Origin of the sequence: Streptococcus oralis, assembly GCF_003943825.1 — a bacterium.
GTDB lineage: Bacteria > Bacillota > Bacilli > Lactobacillales > Streptococcaceae > Streptococcus > Streptococcus oralis_CD.
Map to the genome: position 1 here is coordinate 1 of NZ_RJNJ01000011.1, position 23,976 is coordinate 23,976.

At 41.0% G+C, this 23,976-nt stretch carries 21 protein-coding genes; 11 read left to right on the forward strand and 10 right to left on the reverse strand.

Annotation, left to right across the window (positions count from 1 at the left end; genetic code table 11):
- From D8863_RS09020 to D8863_RS09040, 5 genes are all read right to left on the reverse strand, one after another.
- Nucleotides 1-360: DUF4097 family beta strand repeat-containing protein (locus tag D8863_RS09020; RefSeq protein ID WP_142999477.1), on the reverse strand; the 360-nt coding region annotated here is incomplete at its 3' end.
- Complete coding sequence (locus D8863_RS09025) at nucleotides 353-946, reverse strand: DUF1700 domain-containing protein (protein ID WP_125441719.1); 594 nt, start codon at nucleotides 944-946, stop codon at nucleotides 353-355. The genes D8863_RS09025 and D8863_RS09020, both read right to left, overlap by 8 nt.
- Entirely contained in the window at nucleotides 933-1,259 is a 327-nt protein-coding gene (locus D8863_RS09030; RefSeq protein ID WP_000273860.1) for a PadR family transcriptional regulator, read from the reverse strand. The genes D8863_RS09025 and D8863_RS09030 overlap by 14 nt, the downstream gene beginning before the upstream one ends.
- Before the next feature lie 199 nt (nucleotides 1,260-1,458).
- Nucleotides 1,459-3,438 (reverse strand): retron Ec67 family RNA-directed DNA polymerase/endonuclease, encoded by a 1,980-nt coding sequence (locus tag D8863_RS09035; protein ID WP_125441720.1) that lies wholly within the window; start codon nucleotides 3,436-3,438, stop codon nucleotides 1,459-1,461.
- 341 nt (nucleotides 3,439-3,779) lie between these two features.
- On the reverse strand, nucleotides 3,780-4,946 hold the full coding sequence (locus tag D8863_RS09040) for a CynX/NimT family MFS transporter (protein ID WP_125441721.1): 1,167 nt from the start codon (nucleotides 4,944-4,946) through the stop codon (nucleotides 3,780-3,782).
- A gap of 221 nt (nucleotides 4,947-5,167) precedes the next feature.
- On the opposite strand from D8863_RS09040, the gene D8863_RS09045 reads away from it, so the two are divergent.
- The 3 genes from D8863_RS09045 (at nucleotide 5,168) to D8863_RS09055 (ending at nucleotide 8,595) form a co-directional block, all read left to right on the forward strand.
- Nucleotides 5,168-5,998, forward strand: coding sequence for a glycosyltransferase (locus D8863_RS09045; RefSeq protein WP_125441722.1), 831 nt, complete (start codon nucleotides 5,168-5,170; stop codon nucleotides 5,996-5,998).
- A 75-nt stretch (nucleotides 5,999-6,073) separates the two neighbouring features.
- On the forward strand, nucleotides 6,074-7,924 hold the full coding sequence (locus tag D8863_RS09050) for a nucleoside-diphosphate sugar epimerase/dehydratase (protein ID WP_084850046.1): 1,851 nt from the start codon (nucleotides 6,074-6,076) through the stop codon (nucleotides 7,922-7,924).
- Between the two features lie 248 nt (nucleotides 7,925-8,172).
- Nucleotides 8,173-8,595 (forward strand): DUF805 domain-containing protein, encoded by a 423-nt coding sequence (locus tag D8863_RS09055; protein WP_042903042.1) that lies wholly within the window; start codon nucleotides 8,173-8,175, stop codon nucleotides 8,593-8,595.
- A gap of 277 nt (nucleotides 8,596-8,872) precedes the next feature.
- Here D8863_RS09055 and D8863_RS09065 read toward each other — a convergent pair whose 3' ends face one another.
- The 3 genes from D8863_RS09065 to sdaAB are packed head-to-tail and all read right to left on the reverse strand — an operon-like array spanning nucleotide 8,873 to nucleotide 11,082.
- Nucleotides 8,873-9,502, reverse strand: a complete 630-nt coding sequence (locus D8863_RS09065) for an HAD-IA family hydrolase (RefSeq protein WP_125441723.1) — start codon at nucleotides 9,500-9,502, stop codon at nucleotides 8,873-8,875.
- Nucleotides 9,503-9,529: 27 nt separating this feature from the next.
- A complete protein-coding gene (sdaAA, locus tag D8863_RS09070) occupies nucleotides 9,530-10,402 on the reverse strand; it encodes an L-serine ammonia-lyase, iron-sulfur-dependent, subunit alpha (RefSeq protein WP_125441724.1) in 873 nt (290 codons plus the stop codon).
- 8 nt (nucleotides 10,403-10,410) lie between these two features.
- The gene (sdaAB, locus tag D8863_RS09075) at nucleotides 10,411-11,082 is read right to left on the reverse strand and encodes an L-serine ammonia-lyase, iron-sulfur-dependent subunit beta (RefSeq protein WP_000555868.1); all 672 of its coding nucleotides are present in this window, start codon (nucleotides 11,080-11,082) and stop codon (nucleotides 10,411-10,413) included.
- A gap of 241 nt (nucleotides 11,083-11,323) precedes the next feature.
- Between sdaAB and apf the strand changes: the two genes are divergently transcribed.
- The 8 genes from apf to D8863_RS09115 all read left to right on the forward strand — a co-directional run bounded on the left by apf (nucleotide 11,324) and on the right by D8863_RS09115 (nucleotide 21,209).
- Nucleotides 11,324-11,947 (forward strand): aggregation-promoting factor, encoded by a 624-nt coding sequence (gene apf / locus D8863_RS09080; protein ID WP_042767626.1) that lies wholly within the window; start codon nucleotides 11,324-11,326, stop codon nucleotides 11,945-11,947.
- 277 nt (nucleotides 11,948-12,224) lie between these two features.
- The gene (locus D8863_RS09085; protein ID WP_125441725.1) at nucleotides 12,225-13,031 is read left to right on the forward strand and encodes an ABC transporter substrate-binding protein; all 807 of its coding nucleotides are present in this window, start codon (nucleotides 12,225-12,227) and stop codon (nucleotides 13,029-13,031) included.
- A gap of 15 nt (nucleotides 13,032-13,046) precedes the next feature.
- A complete protein-coding gene (locus D8863_RS09090) occupies nucleotides 13,047-14,243 on the forward strand; it encodes an argininosuccinate synthase (RefSeq protein WP_000031908.1) in 1,197 nt (398 codons plus the stop codon).
- A 27-nt stretch (nucleotides 14,244-14,270) separates the two neighbouring features.
- Nucleotides 14,271-15,662: an argininosuccinate lyase gene (gene argH, locus D8863_RS09095; RefSeq protein ID WP_125441726.1), complete on the forward strand. Its 1,392-nt coding sequence runs from the start codon at nucleotides 14,271-14,273 to the stop codon at nucleotides 15,660-15,662.
- A 428-nt stretch (nucleotides 15,663-16,090) separates the two neighbouring features.
- Nucleotides 16,091-17,212: a tRNA 2-thiouridine(34) synthase MnmA gene (gene mnmA, locus D8863_RS09100; RefSeq protein WP_125441727.1), complete on the forward strand. Its 1,122-nt coding sequence runs from the start codon at nucleotides 16,091-16,093 to the stop codon at nucleotides 17,210-17,212.
- Nucleotides 17,213-17,352: 140 nt separating this feature from the next.
- Entirely contained in the window at nucleotides 17,353-17,808 is a 456-nt protein-coding gene (locus D8863_RS09105) for an NUDIX hydrolase (protein ID WP_000193641.1), read from the forward strand.
- 8 nt (nucleotides 17,809-17,816) lie between these two features.
- A complete protein-coding gene (gene mnmG / locus D8863_RS09110) occupies nucleotides 17,817-19,730 on the forward strand; it encodes a tRNA uridine-5-carboxymethylaminomethyl(34) synthesis enzyme MnmG (protein ID WP_125441728.1) in 1,914 nt (637 codons plus the stop codon).
- An 897-nt stretch (nucleotides 19,731-20,627) separates the two neighbouring features.
- The gene (locus D8863_RS09115; protein ID WP_061421497.1) at nucleotides 20,628-21,209 is read left to right on the forward strand and encodes a hypothetical protein; all 582 of its coding nucleotides are present in this window, start codon (nucleotides 20,628-20,630) and stop codon (nucleotides 21,207-21,209) included.
- Nucleotides 21,210-21,407: 198 nt separating this feature from the next.
- Here the strand turns inward: D8863_RS09115 and rnjA are convergent, their stop codons facing one another.
- Together rnjA and D8863_RS09125 are read right to left on the reverse strand one after the other, a co-directional pair.
- Nucleotides 21,408-23,087 (reverse strand): ribonuclease J1, encoded by a 1,680-nt coding sequence (gene rnjA / locus D8863_RS09120; protein WP_125441729.1) that lies wholly within the window; start codon nucleotides 23,085-23,087, stop codon nucleotides 21,408-21,410.
- A 1-nt stretch (nucleotide 23,088) separates the two neighbouring features.
- Nucleotides 23,089-23,322 (reverse strand): DNA-dependent RNA polymerase subunit epsilon, encoded by a 234-nt coding sequence (locus D8863_RS09125; protein WP_000639585.1) that lies wholly within the window; start codon nucleotides 23,320-23,322, stop codon nucleotides 23,089-23,091.
- Nucleotides 23,323-23,976: the final 654 nt, after the last annotated feature.

Consider the following 23,976-nt stretch of genomic DNA (forward strand, 5'->3'; position numbering starts at 1 on the left):
TTCGATTCCTGAACCTAGAAAGCGATGTTGGGAGGCTTGTTTGTCAGTGACGCTCAGTGTTTTGTCACTCATGCCAGTAGTCAGATCGTGACGACCAGACACGGAAGGATGATAGGTGATATGGATCTTGTCATCTACAGACTCTGTGATGGTTAGGCTATGTTCTTCAAGAGTCAAATCAAGTTTTTCCACTTCATTTCCAAAGGTCACTTCTTCGATACGATTGTCATAGACGGGGTCTTTTGACATGGCAAGTAAACTTTGAATACCATTGGACTGGGCGCCTACAATGATCATGATAAAACCAAGGATTGTAGAAACCACACCAAAGATGAGAAATCCTTTTGTCAATTTACGCATGTCTGTCACCTCTCTTTCCTTTTTTAAGAATCCATTGTGCCAAGCGGACGATTAGGAGGCCAAAGAAACGGGCTACATAGGAGATACCTAGTAGAACAAGAGAAGAAGCACCGATAGAAAGCAAACCGGCCCCGAAAATCAAAATAAAGGCAGATTTGGCTTCAACCAGAACACTAAAGCTCTCTATGATAAAGAGTCCGCCCAGTAGGATACCCGTCACCGAAACGGTGAAAAAGGCTAGAATGACGGAGACAGCTGCGATAAAAATACCGATGATGGCCATGAGGATGCCGATGCCGACCGGAATTCCGATAGGAGCTACTAGCAGAGCCAGGAGGGCAATGTGTAGCAGTTGACGGTCATTCTTTTGAGCAGGGGCTTCATTGACTTTTTTGTCGAGGAGGTTAGATAAAACATCATGAGCCGCTTCTTTTGGGGTTCCCAGACTGGCAATGAGTTCTTCTTCGCCCTCTGGACCTGCATCGTCAAATAGTTCCTTAAAGTAGTTCATAGCTTCGATGCGGTCAGCTTCAGGTAGTTTATGGAGATAGGTTTCTAACTGAGTCAGATAGTCAGTTCTTGTCATGGCGGATACTCCCTTCTATGATGCCGTTGACGGTGTCGGTATAGAGCGTCCACTCTTCCTTTAGAGTAACGAGCTGCTCTACGCCCCGATTGGTCAAGGAGTAGTATTTGCGCATACGCCCCTGAAACTCTCTAGAGTAGGTGGTCAGAAAGCCACTGGCTTCCAATTTTTTGAGAATGGGATAGAGCGTAGATTCTTTGATATTGGCGATGAGTTTAATGGTTTGGCTAATCTCATAACCATAAGAATCCCCCTGCTCCAGTACAGCCAAGATGAGAAACTCGATCAAGGCAGAGGATGTTGGGAAGTACATGGGAAACCTCCTTTATATTATATAAAAATTTTATATATACTCTTTTCAAATATATTGTATCGCAATGTGAGAGCCCTGTCAAGAAATATGTGTAAAAATTTTATATATAAAAAACTCCTAGTAAAAACTAGAAGTTTAAAGGATATGATGGTAACATCAGTTGTTTCAAACAAACCTATATTTTAAAGATAAGCTAGAATCATGATGTATAATCTAGGATATTATCTCTTATGCCGTCTAGCAAAGGGATAAACTCAGTAAAATCGAATTCTTTATAATTTTTCAGAACATACTTTGAAAAAATATCCTTTCCATAATGATTAGCACCACCACCTTTGGAGAATGTCTTTCCTTTTAAAATAGGTGATGGATTACAAGACAATAGTAGATCTTCGATATCAGAGGAGTTACCGTTATTCATGTGAGGCATTAAAGGTGTCGCCATGACATACAAACTATCTTTCTTTGTAATCTTATAAAAAGATGTACCTCTAACTTGACCAAGATTATTGCTACTAACATTTAAATCTGTAGCATGATTAAAAAATTTAAAAAGAGGATTACCTGATGGCTCATTATCAAATAAAAATATAGTTGGATTTTTTGGTTCTCTTGAAGTTAAATGGGAAAAAAACTCCATATAATTAGGATATAGTTCCTTATAGATTTTCTTTCCATCATTTTTTGCAGGAAATTTTTGATTAAAAAAATTTGCGGGTATTTGATTAGAAAAATAATTATACCAATACTTGAGACCTTCTCCCCCTTCTGGGATATTAAACAGGTATTCCACAGTATTACTACGATTTAGAAATTCAATTTTAAATATAAAATCATCACCATCTTTTTCAATAAGTTTTGGATAATTCTTATATAGTTTTTTTAAGGCTGCTTTAATATATAGAGGATCTGTCTTCCCTTCTGTAACAATCATAGGTCTATCATTTCCAAAAAAATATCTATAAAATAAGAATTTTTTATATTCTTTTTCTTTAGAATTAAATAAGCACATATAAACTTCTTTTTCATTTTCTGAGATACTATAGAACTCTTTAGGTAAATTATAAGTATTATGTTTTTTATTATAGAATAATTCTTTTCGTAAATTTTTATTATAAAAGATATACTTCCAAAAATATTTTGATTCAGATTTTTTTGATGAGTTTCTGCCTAATAAATATTTTTGTGAATCCAGATTATTTTGTATCAGGGACTTTTCATAAAGTAAGTAGTTGTTGTATTGATCTATTTGAAAAATAAAAGCAAAGCGTCCCGTTAGTTGATTGATCGTTCCTGGTTTCTTATCTATTTCAAAAGCTCCATCTTTGTATAATTGAAAGGCCATTGCACGAGTATTTTTTACGTACTCTCTTTTTACATTTATCTTCTTGTTGACAACTAGTCCAGTAACTTCTTGGCGTTGCATGTTATTACTTAACCGTGTTTTTTTAGGATTGATTTCAAAACCAGATGAGATGATTACCTCCTCTAATTCAGTTAAAAAGTTATCTAACTCTTTGCTTGCTCTCAGCTTATTAGAGTTTAGTTCACGATTTGTCGAAAAAGTCATATCATCGGCATATCTAGAATATGTAAAACGATATTTTTTAGCAATTTTGACAATCCGATAATCTAAAATTCTAGTAATTAAATTTGTGATGATGGGAGAAGAAGGGGCTCCTTGTGGTAACTTACCTTGGTAACATGCAATTTGAGCAATTACTGTAGCAATTTCTGGTGAAACAGCAAAATCTCTATCTTTTATAAAGAAGCCTCTTACTCTTCCAAAATTAAAAGAATCAAAAAAGTTTTTCAAGTCAATGTTCAGAATGTATTTCTTGTTTCGATGCATCTGAGAGTTGGTAATAATGCTTTTCCCCTTTTCAAATGCATGAGACAGTACAGGTGTTTTAAAGTTCTTGTCCTTAGATTTAGATTCTATGCTTTCAAGGTAACATTCCCACAAAACATTAGACAATTTTTTCTGAAGGAACTTCAACTCTTTTTGGGGAGCATGTATAACTCTTTCTCCACCATTCTTTTTAGGAATAACAATTGGCGGTTCATATAGGTTATCGGTTGTTATGTTGTATAACAAATGGTTAATGTATCTGGCGTTTTTAAAACCAAGAAGTTTTGCAAAGTCATCCTTGGTTTTTAATTGATTTAATTTAGTCATTATCTTATCCTTAATAAAAAAGCGCATGAAAACTCTTATGCGAACGACAGTATAGAAACCTTCCTTCAGCAGAGATAAAACATACTGCAACTTTTTCCAGAAGAAATCTAATTGCCTTAGTTTTGGGATTACTGGAGTGAGCTGAACACTCTAGTAACATTTTTGTTAATACTTGCGAACACACAAGTCAAAAATCTGATCATGCGCAACTTTATTCTATCAAAAAATAACCTGTTAATCTAGAATTAAGACATCTTAGACTATAAATTTTTATCAACACCTCAAAAAGCCAGACTCGGTCTAGCTTTGCATTGTTTATAGTTGTGATAGATTTTAGAAAATTAAAGAATCTTTTTAGCCCGATCCACCATAAAGAGTGAGATAGTCATGATGATATCAATGGCTAGAAGGGCAAGGACAGCTGGGATCCAAGATTGAAAAAGTTCAAAACTATAACCAAACAAGGCAGGTCCAAAAGCAGCTAAGATGTAGCCCCCTGTTTGCGCTAGTCCTGATAGCTGAGCTGTCTTTTCAGGAGAACTGGTTTTAAGAGAAAAGCAAACCATGAGATAAGGAAAGAGAGCACTGCAGGCTGTTCCAATCAAGAGATGGACGACTAACCAGTAGAGGAAATTATTGGCTGGATACAAGAGCATAGCAATTCCTATCATCCCAGCGATAGAGATAATTGCCAGCATGATTTGACGATGACCATCTGACAGACGAGTTGTCAGACTTGGGACAGTCATTGAAAAAGGAATGCTGATCAGCGAGAAGATAGAAGCCAGAAGAGCCGCATCACTATTAGAAAGACCAGCACTAATAGCCATAGTTGGCAACCAGGTCATACTTGTATAAAAGAGCAATGACTGAAGCCCGCCAAAGATAATGATAGCCCAGACATCTTTACTTTTTAGAATATTCTCTTTGACTTGCTTTTCTTTTTTGCTTTCTAGGTGGTGGTTGTTGTGATGATTTGGTAACCAGACTAGCAGAGTGACCAGACAGAGAAAGCTGAGAACGAGGATGAGTCCCTTCCAAGAACTAGCTTGGGTGATAGGGACCGATAGATACGAGGCAATAGCTGTGGAAATCCCCATGGCAGTGACATAGAGAGTTGTTAGGAAACTAATCTTTTGAGGCTGATTTGCCTGAATCATACTAGGTAGAAGAACATTAAAAATAGCAATGCTCGCTCCGACAATCAAGGTCCCTAGATAGAGAAGGGGAAGGTTGAAGATACGAATGACAGAGCCAACAGTTAAGAGAAAGAGACAGTAAGTAAAGAGATGTTCTAGTCCGATTTTTTGTGCCAAGCGACTCGCAAAAGCCGAAAAAAGAGCAAACATCAAGAGAGGGAGACTGGTTAAAATCCCAAGAGAGCTAACCTCCACTCCTAGTCCCTGAGCGATATCTCCTAAAATGGTTGGAAGAGCAGTAAAAGGAGAGCGCAAAACAGTCCCGATTAAGACAATTCCTAGAACAAAAAAGAGTGATTGTTTTTTCATAAAAACCTCGATAGGATGATTTTAATAACAGCTTATTTTAAGGTTTTTTCCTTATAATGTCAAGTAATGACAGCCAAGACAGTTCAATCAATGGAAGTGAAAATATAGTGAAAAGTGACAGATTTCTTTACTAGAATTTTCCTTGATTTGATATAAAAATAGGAAACTAGGAGAATTTGTGATAAAATAGTGGAAGGAAATCTATACATTGGAGAAAAACTGTGCCTGAAAAGCAAAAAATCAGCGTCTTGATGTCGGTCTATGTAAAGGAAAATCCGACGTTTTTAAGAGATGCTATCAAAAGTGTTCAAAACCAGACCTTGAAACCGAGTGAACTTGTTCTTGTTGAGGACGGGCCGCTCACACCCGAACTCTATCAGGTGCTAGATGAAGTGGAAGCTCAGTCAGACATTACAGTGAAACGGTGCCCCTTAGAAGAAAATCAAGGTTTAGGCTTGGCTCTTCGATACGGTGTTTTACAGTGCCAGTATGACATTATTGCCCGCATGGATACGGATGATTTAGCCGTTCCGGATCGTTTTGAGAAACAGCTTCAGCTAATGGAGAAAGAAGATCTCGACCTCTTAGGTGGGCATATCGCAGAGTTCATTGACAATCCTGACGAGATTGTTTCTTACCGTCGTGTCCCAACTCGGCACGCAGACATTGTGGCTTATCAGAGAATGAGAAGCGCCTTTAACCATATGACAGTGATGTTCAAGAAGGATATGGTTCTCAAGGCGGGCAACTATGAAGATGGCCTTTACATGGAGGATGACCTTCTTTGGCTCAATATGATTGCTGCAGGTGCCAAGACTGGGAACCTAGATCAAATCTTGTGTCAGGTTCGTGTCGGTGCAGGGATGTTTGAGCGTCGAGGTGGCTTGCGCTACCTTAAACTCTATCGTCAAGCTCGTCAGCGCATGCTTGAGCGAGGGCAAATTTCTTACATGGATTATGCTAAAAGTGTAGCCATTCAGGCAATTGTTGCACTTTGTCCAGGCTTTGTACGTCAGTTTATCTTCGTCAAACTTTTAAGAAAGAGAAAGTAAGCCCCGATAGACTGAATGATTCAGGTTATCATAACAACAGTATCATCTGACTCTTTTAAGGGGGAGTAAATTCCTATGAATAAAAAACTAACAGATTATGTGATTGATCTGGTTGAAATTTTAAATAAACAGCAAAAACAAGTGTTTTGGGGGATATTCGATATTCTGAGTATGGTGGTTTCCATCATCGTATCTTATATCTTGTTTTATGGCCTTATAAATCCTGCGCCTGTGGATTACGTGATCTACACTCTTTTAGCCTTCCTCCTCTATCAAATCATGATTGCGTTTTGGGGGCTAAATGCTAGCATCAGTCGTTATAGCAAGATTACGGATTTCATGAAAATCTTTTTCGGAGTGATGCTCAGCAGTGTTCTTTCTTATGGAATCTGCTATGCCTTCCTTCCATTGTTTTCTATCCGTTTCATCGTACTCTTCATTTTGTTGAGTACCTTCCTTATCTTGCTTCCTCGTATCACTTGGCAGTTGATTTATTCTAAACGTAAAAAAGGTAGTGGAGATGGTGAACATCGTCGGACCTTCTTGATTGGTGCTGGTGATGGTGGTGCCCTCTTTATGAACAGCTACCAACACCCAACTAGCGACCTTGAGCTAGTGGGGATTTTGGATAACGATGAAAAGAAAAAGGGACAAAAACTAGGTGGAATCCCAGTTTTGGGCTCTTATGATAATCTGCCTGAATTAGCTAAACGTCACCAAATCGAGCGTGTCATCGTAGCGATTCCTTCGCTTGACCCATCAGAGTACGAACGCATCTTGCAGATGTGTAATAAGCTAGGCGTCAAATGTTACAAGATGCCTAAGGTTGAGACAGTCGTTCAAGGACTCCATCAATCAGGCAGTGGCTTCCAGAAAATTGATATCACAGACCTTTTGGGCCGTCAGGAAATTCGTCTTGACGAATCGCGTCTAGGTACTGAGATTACAGGCAAGACTATCCTGGTGACAGGAGCCGGTGGTTCGATTGGTTCGGAGATTTGTCGTCAGGTTAGCCGCTTCAATCCCGAGCGTATCATTTTGCTTGGACATGGTGAAAACTCAATCTATCTCGTTTATCATGAATTAATCCGTACATTCCAAGGGATTGATTATGTTCCTGTTATTGCAGATATTCAGGACTATGACCGTCTCTTGCAGGTGTTTGAGCAGTATAAACCAGCCATCGTCTATCATGCTGCAGCCCACAAACACGTTCCGATGATGGAACGCAATCCAAAAGAAGCCTTCAAGAACAATATCCTCGGTACCTACAATGTTGCCAAGGCTGTTGATGAAGCCAAAGTACCTAAGATGGTTATGATTTCGACTGACAAGGCGGTCAATCCACCGAATGTTATGGGTGCGACTAAGCGCGTGGCAGAATTGATTGTCACTGGCTTTAACCAACGTAGTAAATCAACCTACTGTGCAGTTCGTTTTGGGAATGTTCTCGGTAGTCGTGGTAGTGTGATTCCTGTCTTTGAACGTCAGATTGCTGAAGGTGGCCCTGTAACAGTAACAGACTTCCGTATGACACGTTACTTTATGACCATTCCAGAGGCTAGCCGTCTAGTAATCCATGCTGGCGCTTATGCCAAGGACGGAGAAGTCTTTATCCTCGATATGGGCAAACCAGTTAAGATCTATGACTTGGCTAAGAAAATGGTCCTTCTAAGTGGACACACAGAAAGTGAAATTCCAATCGTTGAAGTTGGGATTCGTCCGGGTGAAAAACTCTATGAAGAACTCTTGGTTTCGACCGAATTGGTTGATAACCAAGTCATGGACAAGATTTTCGTTGGTAAGGTAAACGTTATGCCTCTAGAAGCTATTGATCAAAAGATTGAAGAGTTCCGTTCACTCAGCGGAGATGAGCTCAAAGAAGCAATCATTTCCTTTGCAAATGAGACAACCCATGCTGAGTAAGAGTGTCCATCTACCTTCATAATGAAACAACTATCGCCAGTTTTCTGAGGAAATCAGAAAGCTGGTTTTTATAAATAGAGAGTAGAAAACATCGTCTCTTTCAAAGGATTAATAAGCGCAACTATTCAAGGGACGATGTTATGTGATCTATCAGGAGAGTGATTTCAGACACTCTAAAAACTACCTCTTTTTTAAGCTGGTAACATAACTTTGCAAAATAAGTATTAAAATCAAAAGGAGATTATTGTATGCTGACTGCTATTAGGAGTTTTTTCAAAGGCTACGCGAATTTTTCTGGTCGTTCCACACGTCCAGAATTTTGGTGGGTTTGGCTACTAAATATGGTGATTTTCTTGCCCGCCTACTACTCACTTTTTACTGGAGTAGAATCTGATAAAGCCATCAGGAATATTGCGGTCTTCAGTATGTGTATTATTTTGTTTATAATAGAGTTTGTTCCTCTACTAGCACTGATAGTACGTCGCTTACGAGATGTGGGTATCCATTGGGCCTATATTTTTATTGTATTTGTTCCTTTGGGTGCAATAACACTGCTCGTTATGCTCGCTATGCCAAGTCAACGATTTGGAGAAAAAGTGATAGAGAATAGTGAAAAAGATAAAGAGAATACGGAAGACTCTCGGTTTGAAGAAATGGTACGAAAATATTAAGATATTTTTACTTTATTTTAAAGCGGCTGAGTCGCTTCGCAGCTTACGGGATGCTGGTTTCCACTGAGCCTTTATCTTCATTGATTTGGTTCCTATCGTTGGAGCGATTGCTCTTATTGTGATGCTTGCTTGGCCAAGTAAGAAGGATGAAGATACAGATACTGAAGAACAGGATCAAATTACTGCTTAATCATGGAGTTGATTCCTTCTGATAGTAACAACATATAAAAAATACTCCTCAACCTAGTTCACTAGTGTTAGGAGTATTTTTGTATGGTTAGAGCTGGCTAATGATATCATCAATGGTACGGGCAATCCAGTCAGGTTGATAGCTGAGCAAATCAGCCTCTTCTCCAAATCCCCAAGTAACAGCGAATTTTTTAATGCCAGTTTCTTGGGCTCCAATCATATCAAACTTGGTATCCCCAATGATGAGAACTTGGTCTGCATGGAGTTGATGCGTTTGCAAGGCGTAACGGATGACATCTGCCTTGTGTGGTGTTTCAGGACTAGAACCGTAAATGCCATCAAAGAAATGATGGATTCCCAGATTTTTAGTCATATCATGAGCAGTAGGGGTATTCTTTGTTGTGGTGATGTAGAGAGGGTAGTTTTGCGAAAGCTCTTGGAGTAATTCCGTTATTCGGGGGAAGAGTTGGGCTTCGTGGATTCCTTTTTCCTTGTAGTAAGAGCGGTATATCTGGACGGCCTCAGAGATTTGTTCCTTGGGAAGACATGTTGCAAAACTACTTTCAAGGGGTGGCCCCATGAAACCACGAATGGTTTTGGCATCAGGGCTTGGAACTCCTAGCTCTTTAAAGGTATGGGTAAAGGCATTGTGGATCCCGAGGGAACTGTCAACCAGGGTTCCGTCTAGATCAAAAAAGATTGCTGAGATAGAGGGCATAGTTTCTCCTAATAGATATAGATAAGCTTATTCTCCGAAGATTTCTTTTTGTAGGCGACGACCAGTAGGTGTGGCGGCGAGTCCACCCTCAGCCGTTTCACGAAAGGCAGTTGGAAGACTTGATCCGACTTGGTACATGGCATCGATGACTTCGTCAACAGGGATCTTAGACTCGATACCTGCCAAGGCCATGTCTGCTGCGATAAAGGCAAAGCTGGCTCCCATGGCATTGCGCTTGACACAGGGAACTTCAACCAAACCAGCGACGGGGTCGCAGATAAGGCCCAACATATTTTTAATGACAAAGGCGATGGCTTGACTAGCCTGATAGGGGCTTCCACCTGCAGCCAAGGTTAAGGCCGCGGCACTCATGGCAGAGGCAGATCCGACTTCGGCCTGGCAGCCACCTTCAGCACCTGAGATAGAAGCGTTGTTCGCGATGACTAGTCCAAAGGCACCAGCAGCAAAGAGGAAATCCAGCTGTTCTTCGTGGCTGAGGTCTAGTTTTTGGATAGCAGCAGTGAGAACGGCTGGCAAACAACCAGCACTTCCTGCGGTTGGAGTAGCGCAGACCAAGCCCATCTTCGCATTGTGTTCATTGACCGCGATGGCATTACGGGCTGCTGATAGGATGGTAAAGTCCGACAAGGCCTTGCCACTTTTGAGATGGCGGTCTAGTTTGGCCGCATCTCCTCCCGTTAAGCCACTACGGGATTTGTTTTCACTGAGACCGAGCTCGACAGAGGCTTTCATGACTTCTAGATTGCGTTCCATGAGGAGGAGAACTTCTGGCCGTTCTCGACCGGTTAGTTGATATTCTGTCGCAATCATGAGTTCTGCGACATTTCCTTGGAAGTTTAGATCTGCTTGCTCAACCAATTCTTTGATAGAATAAAACATGCTTCCTCCTACTTAAAGAAATTGACATTGTGGAGATGAGGGATTTTTCGGATTTCTTCAATCGCCTCTTCGCAACTTCGACTATCGACTTCGATAATCATGATGGCTTTTTCTCCAGCTTTTTCTCGAGTCACATTCATCTGCGCGATGTTGATATCAAAACGAGAGAGGGCTTCAGTAACATGGGCAATCATACCTGGAACATCTTGATGCACGATGATAATGGTTGGTGTGTTCATGTTGAGAGAGACAGCAAAGCCGTTAAGTTCCGTAACTTGGATATTTCCTCCACCGATGGAAATTCCTGTCACACTGATGGACTTGTGTTCATTTTTCACAGTAATTTTAGTGGTGTTAGGGTGAGGAGCGTTGCTGTCTTTCTGAATGGTCCAGACAATCTTGATGCCACGCTTATGGGCAATCTCTAGGCTATTTGGAATGTCGGGATCGTCTGTATCCATACCTAATATACCAGCGACGAGAGCGAGGTCAGTTCCATGACCACGGTAGGTTTTGGCAAATGAGTTAAATAATTGGAATTCGACTTCTGTTGGCGTATCATCAAAGATGGAAGAGACGATTTTCCCGATGCGAACAGCTCCAGCAGTATGGCTACTTGATGGGCCAATCATAACTGGTCCGATAATGTCAAAGACAGATTGAAAACGAAGTGAGTGCATCTGTTTCCCCTTACAAAGATTCTTATATCTATTATATCAAAGAATGGACCTCTGCGCTTATTTCCCTTATCAAAAGCTTAAAATGATTAAAGATAGTATAAAATAAGGTCTTTTGTGACAAAAACCTACTTAAAACGGTAAATATAAAACATTTTTGTAATATTTCTACATAAAACCGTTAAACAACGGTAACATTTAAAAGGTATCATAGATATATCCAATGGAAGGAGAATTTTTAGATATGTCATTAACAACTAAAAAAATTAAAACAACTATCGCAGGAGTAGCAGCTTTGCTTGCTTTCTTTGCTCCATCACTTGCATCTGCCCAAGAAACTGTAACTTACACAGTTAAATCAGGTGATACTCTTTCAGAAATCGCTGAGAAGTACAACACAACTGTTGAAAAATTGGCAGCGAAAAACAACATCAAAGATATTCACCTTATCTATGTTGACCAAGTTTTGGTTATCGAAGGAACAGCTTCTACTGTAGCTCCAGCAGCAACAACGGAAGAAACAGCTCCAGTAGCTACAGAAACAGTTGAAGAAGCTCCAGCAGCAACAACAACTTATGAAGCCCCAGCTGCACCTGCAACTCCAGCAGCAGAAAGCAACACTGCAGCAGCTTCTACTGTAAGTGGTTCTGAAGCAGAAGCCAAAGAATGGATCGCTCAAAAAGAATCAGGTGGTAGCTACACTGCTACAAACGGACGTTACATCGGACGTTACCAATTGACAGATTCATACTTGAACGGTGACTACTCAGCTGAAAACCAAGAACGTGTAGCAGATGCCTACGTTGCAGGACGTTACGGTTCATGGACAGCTGCCAAGAACTTCTGGCTTAATAACGGTTGGTATTAAGAATAAAAGAGTCCTTTAGGGCTCTTTTTTGTTTCCCTATAACAAAAAGTGTAATGATCTTCTCAGTAATGCTCTGTTTGTATAATTTCGACTAAATTCTTCAAATTGTTTTAAAACTCAAATAGTATAAATAAGCTTGTTATATGTAAAAATATATCATATAATAAGCTTTTTCTTGATTTAAATGAAATAAAATACAGTTTTTCCTTGACAAACGAGAATGATAAGAGTATTATTTATACAATAATAAAGTATAAAAATAAAAGGAGGCTCTTCTATGAATAAAGTGAAGAAGGTGTTGATGACGATGTTTGGTTTGCTTATGTTTCCCTTATTATTTGCTTGTAGTAACACTCAATCCCAAGGTGTTGAAGCCATTAAGGCTAAAGGAAAATTGGTGGTGGCCCTAAATCCAGAGTTTGCTCCATTCGAATACCAGAAATTGGTTGATGGGAAAAATCAGATTGTAGGTTCAGATGTTGAGCTAGCCAAAGCCATCGCAAAGGAACTAGGTGTAGAAGTGGAGTTCTCTCCAATGAGTTTTGACAATGTACTGGCTAGTCTTGATTCAGGCAAAGCCGATCTTGCCATATCAGGTGTTTCTAAAACGGAGGAGAGAAGTCAAGTTTACGATTTTTCAATTCCCTACTACACTTCGAAAAATAAGGTTATCGTAAGAAAATCTGAATTATCGAATTACCAATCAGTCAAGGATTTGGCTCAGAAAAAGGTTGGAGCGCAGAAAGGTTCTATCCAGGAAACTCTGGCTAAAGAAACCTTGCAGGATTCTTCTCTCGTTTCACTTCCTAAAAATGGAAATTTGATAACAGATTTGAAATCAGGGCAACTAGATGCGGTTATCTTTGAAGAACCAGTGGCGAAAGGATTTGTAGAGAATAATCCAGACCTAGCCATCGCTGAGTTTGATTTTGACAATGACAAAGAAGATTCCTACGCTGTTGCGATGAAAAAAGACAGTAAGGAATTGAAAGAAGCGGTTGACAAAACCATCCAGAAGTTGAAGGATTCTGGGGAGTTGGACAAATTGATTGACGATGCTTTTAAAGCCTCTATCGAAAAATAGAAAGAAGGAAGAGAAATGAGTAAGGAAAAGGTCATTTTAGCCTATTCAGGTGGATTGGATACATCAGTTGCTATTACATGGTTAAAAAAAGACTATGATGTGATCGCTGTTTGTATGGATGTGGGTGAAGGAAAAGATTTGGAGTTCATCCACGATAAAGCTCTCAAGGTTGGGGCTGTAGAGTCTTATGTCATTGATGTTAAGGAAGAATTCGCTAATGACTATGTTTTAGTGGCCCTTCAGGCACATGCCTACTATGAACAAAAGTATCCCTTGGTATCTGCTCTGAGTCGCCCTCTTATTTCAAAAAAACTTGTTGAAATAGCTCATCAGACGGGGGCAACGACAATTGCCCATGGTTGTACAGGTAAGGGAAACGACCAAGTTCGGTTTGAAGTCTCTATCGCAGCTTTGGATCCCAATCTAAAGGTAGTTGCGCCTGTTCGTGAGTGGAAATGGTCTCGTGAAGAAGAAATCCAATATGCCAAAGAAAATGGCGTCCCAGTTCCAGCTGACCTTGACAATCCTTACTCTGTCGATCAAAATCTTTGGGGACGCGCAAATGAATGTGGTGTCTTGGAAAACCCTTGGAACCAAGCGCCAGAAGAAGCATTTGGAATCACATCTTCGCCAGAAGAGGCACCAGACAGTCCAGAATTTATTGACATTGAATTTAGCTGCGGGGTGCCCATCTCCCTCAATGGTGAGAAGATGAAAGTGGCGGATTTGATTCAAAAGCTCAATGAAATTGCGGGCAAACACGGTGTCGGTCGTATTGACCATGTGGAAAATCGCCTAGTCGGTATTAAGTCAAGAGAGATTTATGAGTGCCCAGGTGCTGTGACCTTATTGGCAGCTCATAAGGAGATTGAGGACTTGACTCTTGTGAGAGAAGTGGCTCATTTCAAACCTATTATCGAAAATGAGTTGTCCAATCTCATCTATAATGCCTTGTGGTTTAGCCCAGCAACTCAGGCTTTGATTGCCTATATCAAGGAGACACAGAAAGTTGTCAATGGAACTGCAAAAGTTAAACTTTACAAGGGAAACGCCCAGGTAGTGGCGCGGAAATCTCCAAATTCTCTTTACGATGAAAATTTGGCGACTTATACTAGTGCGGATACTTTTGACCAAGATGCTGCTGTTGGATTTATCAAGCTTTGGGGGCTTCCGACTAAGGTTTATTCAGAAGTTCAGAAAAATGTTGAGTAGTGACGCGATAGAAAGGGACGACAGGATATGTCGAAAAATACAAAATTATGGGGCGGTCGATTTGAAGGCACTGTGGAAGAGTGGGTAGAACAGTTCGGTGCGAGTATTTCCTTTGACCACCAGCTGGCAAAATTTGATTTGATGGGTTCCCTAGCTCATGTTCAAATGCTAGGACAGACTGGTATTTTAAGTTTGGAAGAGGCAGAGCAGATCCAAGATGGTCTGCAAGCTTTGTTGCGAGATTTAGAGGCAGGAGAGCTTCATTTTGATATTGCAAATGAAGATATTCATATGAATATGGAAGTGTTGCTGACAGAGAAAATTGGTCCTCTGGCTGGGAAACTACACACGGCTCGTTCTCGGAATGACCAAGTCGCAACGGATATGCACTTATATCTAAAGGAGCAGCTTGGCCATGTCTTGGATAAGTTGGCGAATCTGAATAGTGTTTTGCTGGATTTGGCTGAAAAACATGTGGAAACCATCATGCCAGGCTATACCCATTTGCAGCACGCCCAACCGATTAGTTTTGCCCACCATCTCATGGCTTATTACAATATGTTCCAAAGGGATAGCGAGCGCTTTGCATTTAACTTGAAGCATACGGACCTATCTCCCCTGGGTGCGGCTGCCTTGGCGGGGACAACTTTTCCAATCGATCGTCAATTATCGAGTGATTTATTGGGCTTTCAGCAACCCTATACCAATTCCTTGGACGCAGTGAGTGACCGTGATTTTATCTTGGAATTTCTATCAAATGCCAGCATTTTGATGATGCATATGAGCCGTTTTTGTGAAGAAATCATCAATTGGTGCAGTTTTGAGTATCAGTACATTAGCTTGTCTGATAGCTTTTCAACGGGTTCGTCTATCATGCCCCAGAAGAAAAATCCTGATATGGCCGAATTGATTCGAGGGAAGACAGGCCGAGTTTACGGACACTTACTTGGGCTATTGACTGTCATGAAGTCTTTGCCTCTGGCCTACAATAAGGATTTGCAAGAGGACAAGGAAGGCATGTTTGATACAGTAGAAACGATTTTAAATTCTCTGGATGTGTTGGCAGGTATTCTATCGAGCATGCAGGTTAATAAGGCCAAAATGCAGCAATCTACAGAGAATGATTTTTCGAATGCGACCGAACTGGCAGATTATTTGGCAGAAAAAGGTATCCCCTTTAGAGAAGCACATGAAATTGTAGGGAAATTGGTTCTAGACTCTATCAAGTATGGTAAAAATATCCAAGATTGGGATTTGAAGGAGTTGCAAGTCTACCATCCCTTGATTGAAGAGGATATTTATATCTACTTGCGTCCAGAAACCGCTGTTCAGAGACGAAATTCCTTAGGAGGAACTGGCTTTGAGCAAGTGAAATACCAGATAGAACAAGCGAAGAAAGAACTTAAAGGGGAAAATTGATTCGTTTGCAAAGGAAGAAAGAGAGGTTGAGATGATTTATCAGCCTCTTTCTTGTCTTCTCCAACCAAGCGTGTTATAATGAATACTGCTCAAGCGACCTTCAATCGTTAAAGCACACACGACCTTCAATCGTGAACTAGTCATTTCGTTTATCTTTTATTACGTCGTTAACTCGAAATGAGATGCAAGCTGAGCTTGTCTGATTTATAACCTCAATCAGTCTCCCAGACTGATTGAGCGAACTCAAGTTATGCCTGCGACTCGTTGCCTATCATATTTTCATTTTAAGATGATAGGCTAAAATGGTCTCCCAGACCATTTTACTCCTAAAAGCAAACGAAAAGACGATACTCAAAGAAATTCTATTGAAAGTTATAATGAATAGAATTTTGAAGGGTATGAATAAACGAATAGATGGGAGACTTACCATGAGTGATAACTCTAAAACACGTGTTGTCGTGGGGATGAGTGGTGGTGTTGATTCGTCGGTGACGGCTCTCTTGCTCAAGGAGCAGGGCTACGATGTAATCGGCATCTTCATGAAGAACTGGGATGACACAGATGAAAACGGCGTCTGTACGGCGACCGAAGATTACAAGGATGTGGCTGCGGTAGCAGACCAGATCGGCATTCCTTACTACTCTGTCAATTTTGAAAAAGAGTACTGGGACCGCGTTTTTGAGTATTTCCTAGCGGAATACCGTGCAGGGCGCACGCCAAATCCAGATGTTATGTGCAACAAGGAAATCAAGTTTAAGGCCTTTCTGGACTATGCTATGACCTTGGGTGCAGACTATGTAGCGACTGGGCATTATGCTCGAGTGGCGCGTGATGAGGATGGCATCGTTCACATGCTTCGTGGCGTGGACAATGGCAAAGACCAGACCTATTTCCTCAGTCAACTTTCGCAAGAACAACTCCAAAAAACCATGTTCCCACTGGGGCATTTGGAAAAGCCTGAAGTACGAAAACTAGCAGAAGAAGCAGGACTTGCGACTGCTAAGAAGAAAGACTCGACAGGGATTTGCTTTATCGGAGAAAAGAACTTTAAAAACTTTCTCAGCAACTATCTGCCAGCCCAGCCTGGTCGCATGATGACTGTGGATGGTCGCGATATGGGTGAGCATGCAGGCCTGATGTACTATACGATTGGTCAGCGTGGCGGTCTCGGTATCGGTGGGCAACACGGTGGTGACAATGCCCCTTGGTTCGTTGTCGGAAAAGACCTAAGCAAGAATATCCTCTATGTCGGCCAAGGTTTCTACCATGACTCGCTCATGTCAACCAGCCTAGAGGCCAGTCAGGTTCACTTTACTCGTGACATGCCAGAGGAATTTACGCTAGACTGTACGGCTAAATTCCGCTACCGTCAGCCTGATTCTAAGGTGACAGTACATGTCAAAGGAGATAAGGCAGAAGTTATCTTTGCGGAACCGCAACGCGCCATCACACCAGGACAGGCAGTTGTCTTTTACGATGGCGAAGAGTGCCTAGGTGGTGGTTTGATTGACAATGCTTATCGAGATGGACAAGTTTGTCAGTACATTTAGATTGACAAATTTTCTCAATTTGCTACAATAATAAAAGCAATAGAAATGATGGTCAAAGCTCATGGATGTTGCAGGCTTTTTTGTCCTGCACTTCTTACGAGTTTTGACTGTTTTTGTGTCGTTTAAGGGAAAGGATAAAAATGACTCAACAAGACTTTCGGACAAAAGTGGAAAATACAGTTTTTGGCGTTCGAGCGACAGCCTTAATTCTTCAAAATGGCAAGCTCCTAGTTACCAAAGATAAGGGTAAGTATTACACTATTGGCGGTGCGATTCAAGTCAATGAAAGCACGAAAGACGCGGTAGTCCGTGAAGTGAAGGAAGAACTGGGTGTCAAAGCTCAAGCTGGACAGCTAGCTTTCGTGGTTGAAAATCGTTTTGAACAAGACGGTGTTTCCTATCACAACATCGAGTTTCATTATTTGGTAGACTTGCTGGAAGATGCTCCATTGACCATGCAGGAAGACGAAAAAATGCAGCCTTGTGAGTGGATTGACTTGGATGAACTCCAGAATATCCAGCTAGTTCCAGCCTTTTTAAAAACAGCCCTGCCGGATTGGGACGGCCAACTAAGACACATTCATCTTGAGGAATAGGAGAGAAAATGACTTATAATTTTACGGAAGAATACGATATTATTGTAATTGGTGCGGGACACGCTGGGGTTGAGGCTTCCTTGGCCGCTAGCCGTATGGGCTGTAAGGTTCTGCTTGCGACTATCAATATTGAAATGCTGGCGTTCATGCCTTGTAATCCTTCTATCGGAGGTTCTGCCAAGGGAATTGTCGTGCGTGAGGTAGATGCTCTCGGTGGCGAGATGGCCAAGACCATTGACAAGACTTACATCCAGATGAAGATGCTCAACACTGGGAAAGGTCCAGCTGTTCGCGCCCTTCGGGCGCAGGCTGACAAGGAACTTTACTCTAAGGAAATGCGCAAGACGGTTGAAAATCAAGAAAATCTGACCCTTCGTCAGACCATGATTGATGAGATTTTGGTGGAAGATGGCAAGGTTGTCGGTGTTCGTACAGCGACCCATCAAGAGTATGCTGCAAAGGCCGTTATCGTGACGACAGGAACAGCCCTCCGTGGGGAAATTATCATCGGAGACCTCAAGTACTCATCAGGACCAAACCACAGCTTGGCTTCGATTAACCTTGCTGACAATCTCAAGGAACTGGGACTCGAAATCGGTCGTTTCAAGACAGGTACACCTCCGCGTGTCAAGGCTTCTTCTATCAACTACGATGTGACAGAAATCCAGCCAGGAGATGAAGCACCCAATCACTTCTCTTATACTTCGCGTGATGAGGATTATGTCAAAGACCAAGTTCCATGCTGGTTGACCTACACCAATGGTACCAGTCATGAGATTATCCAAAATAACCTCCACCGTGCGCCTATGTTTACAGGTGTGGTTAAGGGAGTGGGCCCTCGTTATTGCCCGTCGATAGAGGATAAGATTGTGCGCTTTGCGGACAAGGAACGCCACCAGCTCTTCCTTGAGCCAGAAGGACGCAATACAGAGGAAGTCTATGTCCAAGGCTTGTCAACCAGTCTGCCTGAGGATGTACAACGCGAGCTGGTTCATTCCATCAAAGGTTTGGAAAATGCAGAAATGATGCGAACTGGTTATGCTATCGAGTATGACATGGTCTTGCCTCATCAGTTGCGTGCGACTCTGGAAACCAAGAAAATCTCAGGACTTTTCACAGCTGGTCAGACAAATGGGACATCTGGTTACGAAGAAGCTGCTGGCCAAGGGATTATCGCTGGTATCAATGCGGCTTTGAAAATCCAAGGCAAGCCTGAATTGATTTTGAAGCGCAGTGACGGCTATATCGGGGTCATGATTGACGACTTGGTGACCAAGGGAACTATTGAACCTTACCGTCTCTTAACCAGTCGTGCTGAATACCGTCTCATCCTCCGTCATGACAATGCTGATATGCGTTTGACTGAGATGGGTCGTGAGATTGGTCTCGTTGATGATGAACGCTGGGCCCGTTTTGAGATTAAGAAAAATCAATTTGACAATGAGATGAAACGCCTAGACAGCATCAAACTCAAGCCAGTCAAGGAAACGAACGCTAAGGTTGAAGCGATGGGATTCAAGCCGTTGACAGATGCAGTGACAGCCAAGGAATTCCTTCGCCGTCCAGAAGTTTCTTACCAAGATGTAGTGGCCTTTATCGGACCAGCTACTGAGGATTTGGATGACAAGATTATCGAATTAATTGAAACAGAAATCAAGTACGAAGGTTATATTTCCAAAGCCATGGACCAGGTTGCCAAGATGAAACGAATGGAAGAAAAACGCATTCCAGCCAATATCGACTGGGATGATATTGACTCCATCGCGACAGAAGCTCGTCAGAAGTTCAAACTTATCAATCCAGAAACTATCGGCCAAGCCAGTCGTATTTCGGGAGTAAACCCAGCAGATATTTCTATTTTGATGGTGTATCTTGAAGGTAAAAATCGTAGTATTTCTAAACATCAAGAAAAGAAAGATTAGAGAAAAACAGCTCCGAAGACGGGGCTGTTTTGTTAATGGACTCTAGTTTTTTATTGCATATTTAAATATTTGATTAAAAGAAATCTTTTATGCTACCGATAAATTATTATTAAAACATTTAAAATGATGAGTAAATATAATTTTGATAGAAGAAATGTTGACTTGAGATTGATAGTTGTAAAAGTAATGATAGTGATGGGGAATATTGACTATAGGAGAATCTGTTACTTATTATTATTTATAGAACTATATTTATAAATAAATTTGACATTAAAATTATTTTATGATAAAATGAAAGCGTTAACAAAAGAATTTAGCTAAACTAGAAAGGAGGAGTTTGTCAGTAGTTGTTTTGCTGAATACACTATTCGTCTTTTAGTTTGTACTTTATACTTTCAAAATTGGCAGATATATACAAATTTCAAATGTAGTTGCGGAAGTTGATCAGAGATTAGTACCTATTACTTGGTAGCTGAAACGATTGTCTCGCCTAAGATTCTTTGAGTGGATTTTAGGCGAGACATCGTTACACTAACCCTAGTCTATGCATCTTATCACGAATAAAAAGACACTTCTCTCTATAAGAAGTTCCCATTTTTTGAAAAAATAAAGTATTGTGGAAGGAGCTGATTAAAATTAGAAAAATAAATCCAGATATCTTATTTCTATGTGGTGTTTTGGTCATATGTTGCTGTTTTTTGCTTTTCCATATAAATCCTTACCATGCAGCTGATGACGAGCCAATGTTAAAAATACAATCTATATTTTGGAGTTTGTTGTGGCGTCCAGTTCCGTCTTTAGGAATGGTGGTAGGGGTGATTATGATTTTTAAGAGTTTGAAAAAATAATATCATTTTATTTTTAGTCTTCGTTTTCTAGTTAGAATGGAGATTGGATATGAACAGACTTAAGTTGATATTCTTATTGTTATTTAGCTTGCTCACTTTTGGAATATTTTTAGACGTCAAAGCAGATACTATTCCAAGTTCTGATTTTGAAGTGGTATCAGAGTTAGTATTAAAAGAAAATAAAACTGGAGTAATTTATGAGTTTGAAAATTTAGAAACTAGAGAACAATTTTTAAAATCTAGAAATATAACGCCTTCTAATGCAAGCTCATTCCGTTCTTATGGAGTAAGTAGTGTTCGTAGAACATACCTCAGCTCTTACCGTGATACAGCGGTTTCTGGAAGAGTTTCTTATACTGTTTATGGGGGGAGCTCAGGAGCTAGTGTGTCAATATCATCAGGACAAAGTTTTTCTTCTTCTGAGTATGGAATAGGTTTTACTTATGGAAGCGCAGCTACTCATTTTGTTCCGCCTTATAAATATGGTTATATAGTTTTGAAAGCTTCTTTTACAGTTAATATTTATAAATTGGAGGTTAAATATCAAGGAACTAATGAATGGCGTCCAGCTGGACGGATTAAGACATTTAGTAACACAAATGTTTGGACCGAATTGAGAACTTACAGTTAATTACTTTATAAAATAAAAGAAAAAATATAACAGACTAGAATAACGAAGATGTGGTGCATAAGCACATCAAATTCCTGAGGAACTGACAGTCCTCAGGAATTTTTACTTTAATAAAGCTCACACAATAATGAAGCACACCCCAAAAGTTGGATTTTGCTCTTACTTTTGGGGTGTGCTTCATAGATGAGGGATGATTTATTATTCTTCATCTGGTGTGAGGATCATCGGGATAATGATCGGTTCACGTTCTGTATTTTCATAGAGGAAGGGGCGAATAGCGCTGACAATGGCACCATTGACAGATTGCACGCTAGCATCTTTGTTCTTCAGTGCGATACGAATAGCATTGAAGAGGATGCGCTGGCTGTGGCGAATCAAGTCTCCAGACTCTCTCATGTAGACAAAGCCACGGCTGAGGATATCTGGGCCAGATAGAATCATCTGAGATTTGAAGTCAACAGTTGCGACTGCAAGTACGACACCGTCTTCGGATAGATCTCTACGGTCTTTGAGGACGGCTGCACCGATTTCGCCGATACGATTGCCATCGACATAGATGTCTTGGGCATTGAAGTGGCCTGCGATACGAGCAGAGTTAGCAGTAAGGGCGAGTACATCACCATTACTCATGATAAAGATATTGTCCTTCTCAACACCAGTATCCACCGCTAGTCCAGCATGGACTTTCTGCATACGGTATTCACCATGGACAGGCATGAAGTATTTGGGCTTGATCAAGCGGAGCATGAGTTTTTGCTCTTGCTGACCACCGTGTCCAGAGGTGTGGATATTGTTGATTTTGCCGTGGATAACTTCGACGCCAGCTTCTGAGATAATATTAATCAGCTTGTTGACGCTAGTCGTATTTCCAGGGATTGGACTAGAAGAGAAGATAACGGTATCGCCGGGTTGGAGTTGCACCTGACGGTGGGTTCCGTTAGCGATACGAGAAAGGGCTGCCATCGGCTCACCCTGACTACCTGTACAGAGGATCAGAATCTCGCCTGCAGGGTAGTCTTTGATCTCATTTGGCTCGATAAAGGTTCCCTTAGGAGCTTTGATGTAGCCAAGTTCGATCCCGTTGACAATGGCCTTTTCCATAGAACGACCAAAGACAGCAATCTTGCGTCCAGTCTTAACAGCAGCATCTGTTGCTTGCTGGAGACGGAAGATATTTGAGGCAAAGGATGCAAAGATGATACGTCCTTCGATACCTTGAATGATCTTCATGATGGACTGACCAACGACTTTTTCAGAGTTGGTAAAGGTTGGCACTTCCGCATTTGTCGAGTCAGAGAGGAGACAGAGTACGCCTTCTTCCCCAAGGGCAGCCATACGGTGCAAGTCCGCTGGTTCTCCAACTGGAGTAAAGTCAAACTTAAAGTCACCCGTACAAACGATTTTACCTTGAGGAGTATGAATGACAATCCCCAAAGGTTCTGGAATAGAGTGAGTGGTTCTAAAGAAAGTTGCCTTGAGATTTTTAAAGGTCAACTCAGTATTGTGGTTGATTTCGTAAAGTTTGGCGTTGCGCAAGAGACCGTGTTCTTCGAGTTTTCCACGGATCAAAGCCAAGGCAAGTGGTCCAGCGTAGATAGGGACATTTGCTTGCTTGAGCAGGAAAGGAATCCCACCGATGTGGTCCTCGTGTCCGTGTGTAATCAAAACGGCCTTGACGCGGTCGATATTGTCTACGATGTAAGAGTAATCAGGAATGACATAGTCGATACCCAGCAAGTCATCTTCTGGGAATTTAATCCCAGCATCGACGATGATAATCTCGTCTTGGTATTCAATTCCGTATGTGTTTTTTCCGATTTCTCCCAGACCACCGATGGCAAAAACGCCGACTTCTTCAGGTTTAAGAGTGTAGGCCATATTAGAACTCCGTAATCTCGAAAGCGCCAGTTTCTTTTTCGTAATCTAGCAATTTGTCAGACAAGAGTTCGATGAATTCGATGTTGTACTCTGGGCGGTTTTCTTCGACAAGTTGGCGAGCAGCGATACGGCCCTCAAGTTCTGAGCTGGCATCGATGTCTAGGTAAAGTGAGCGTGTTGTTTCACGACGTGGGCTACGTTCTTTTGTTTCTTGATAAAAAACTTTGTAAATCATATATTTCCTTTCTATTTACAGGTCAGCTTATTCCAAACTTTTAGCAGAGATTTGCTTAATTTCATTCCATTTTGTGTCTAGATTGACCTTGATTCGTTACAATTATTTCAATTATACCACAAAATGAAAAATTAGTAAAAGACGGAAATGGAGAAAGTCGGGAGGGAAAGAGGAAGCAAAAAGACAGGTAGGATTTGGTCGGAGAGCGCTTAGGTGTTATAATTAAAGGGGGAATCTAAAGAGATAGTAAATTTAAGGAAGAATATAGTTCTAGTTTCATTAATCGTTGGTGTAGATGGCTGGGACAGAATGATACCTTTGAAAAAAGAAAAACTCTTGAGAAATCTCAAGAGCAAATAAAAAGGCTGAGACAAAACTCGGGGATTTTCCTGGAGCAGTCCAGATGGCAACACCTCTACCTGAAGCGAATGCATCGCAACCTTTGAATGACTTGTCACCAAATCAAACTCGATCTCAGCCTTTACTTAATTCTATCATCTATGAGGCTAAGAAGTCAATCTATAAGTATAACGATGTAGAAATAGCATGGAGTGGAGCGCTTACTAAAAGGTAAAGACAAGCACTTAATTTAAGAGTAAACAAAAAGAGAGGATCAATGGTAGTCAGGGGTCTTTACAGCTCAAAGCTGAGGGC

Excerpts from the sequence above, each read along its gene's own strand:
- D8863_RS09025 (WP_125441719.1), bottom strand. The coding sequence starts at position 946 with ATGACAAGAACTGACTATCTGACTCAGTTAGAAACCTATCTCCATAAA.
- D8863_RS09030 (WP_000273860.1), bottom strand. The coding sequence starts at position 1,259 with ATGTACTTCCCAACATCCTCTGCCTTGATCGAGTTTCTCATCTTGGCT.
- D8863_RS09035 (WP_125441720.1), bottom strand. The coding sequence starts at position 3,438 with ATGACTAAATTAAATCAATTAAAAACCAAGGATGACTTTGCAAAACTT.
- D8863_RS09040 (WP_125441721.1), bottom strand. The coding sequence starts at position 4,946 with ATGAAAAAACAATCACTCTTTTTTGTTCTAGGAATTGTCTTAATCGGG.
- D8863_RS09050 (WP_084850046.1), top strand. The coding sequence starts at position 6,074 with ATGAATAAAAAACTAACAGATTATGTGATTGATCTGGTTGAAATTTTA.
- D8863_RS09055 (WP_042903042.1), top strand. The coding sequence starts at position 8,173 with ATGCTGACTGCTATTAGGAGTTTTTTCAAAGGCTACGCGAATTTTTCT.
- D8863_RS09065 (WP_125441723.1), bottom strand. The coding sequence starts at position 9,502 with ATGCCCTCTATCTCAGCAATCTTTTTTGATCTAGACGGAACCCTGGTT.
- sdaAA (WP_125441724.1), bottom strand. The coding sequence starts at position 10,402 with ATGTTTTATTCTATCAAAGAATTGGTTGAGCAAGCAGATCTAAACTTC.
- sdaAB (WP_000555868.1), bottom strand. The coding sequence starts at position 11,082 with ATGCACTCACTTCGTTTTCAATCTGTCTTTGACATTATCGGACCAGTT.
- apf (WP_042767626.1), top strand. The coding sequence starts at position 11,324 with ATGTCATTAACAACTAAAAAAATTAAAACAACTATCGCAGGAGTAGCA.
- D8863_RS09085 (WP_125441725.1), top strand. The coding sequence starts at position 12,225 with ATGAATAAAGTGAAGAAGGTGTTGATGACGATGTTTGGTTTGCTTATG.
- D8863_RS09090 (WP_000031908.1), top strand. The coding sequence starts at position 13,047 with ATGAGTAAGGAAAAGGTCATTTTAGCCTATTCAGGTGGATTGGATACA.
- argH (WP_125441726.1), top strand. The coding sequence starts at position 14,271 with ATGTCGAAAAATACAAAATTATGGGGCGGTCGATTTGAAGGCACTGTG.
- mnmA (WP_125441727.1), top strand. The coding sequence starts at position 16,091 with ATGAGTGATAACTCTAAAACACGTGTTGTCGTGGGGATGAGTGGTGGT.
- D8863_RS09105 (WP_000193641.1), top strand. The coding sequence starts at position 17,353 with ATGACTCAACAAGACTTTCGGACAAAAGTGGAAAATACAGTTTTTGGC.
- mnmG (WP_125441728.1), top strand. The coding sequence starts at position 17,817 with ATGACTTATAATTTTACGGAAGAATACGATATTATTGTAATTGGTGCG.
- D8863_RS09115 (WP_061421497.1), top strand. The coding sequence starts at position 20,628 with ATGAACAGACTTAAGTTGATATTCTTATTGTTATTTAGCTTGCTCACT.
- rnjA (WP_125441729.1), bottom strand. The coding sequence starts at position 23,087 with ATGGCCTACACTCTTAAACCTGAAGAAGTCGGCGTTTTTGCCATCGGT.
- D8863_RS09125 (WP_000639585.1), bottom strand. The coding sequence starts at position 23,322 with ATGATTTACAAAGTTTTTTATCAAGAAACAAAAGAACGTAGCCCACGT.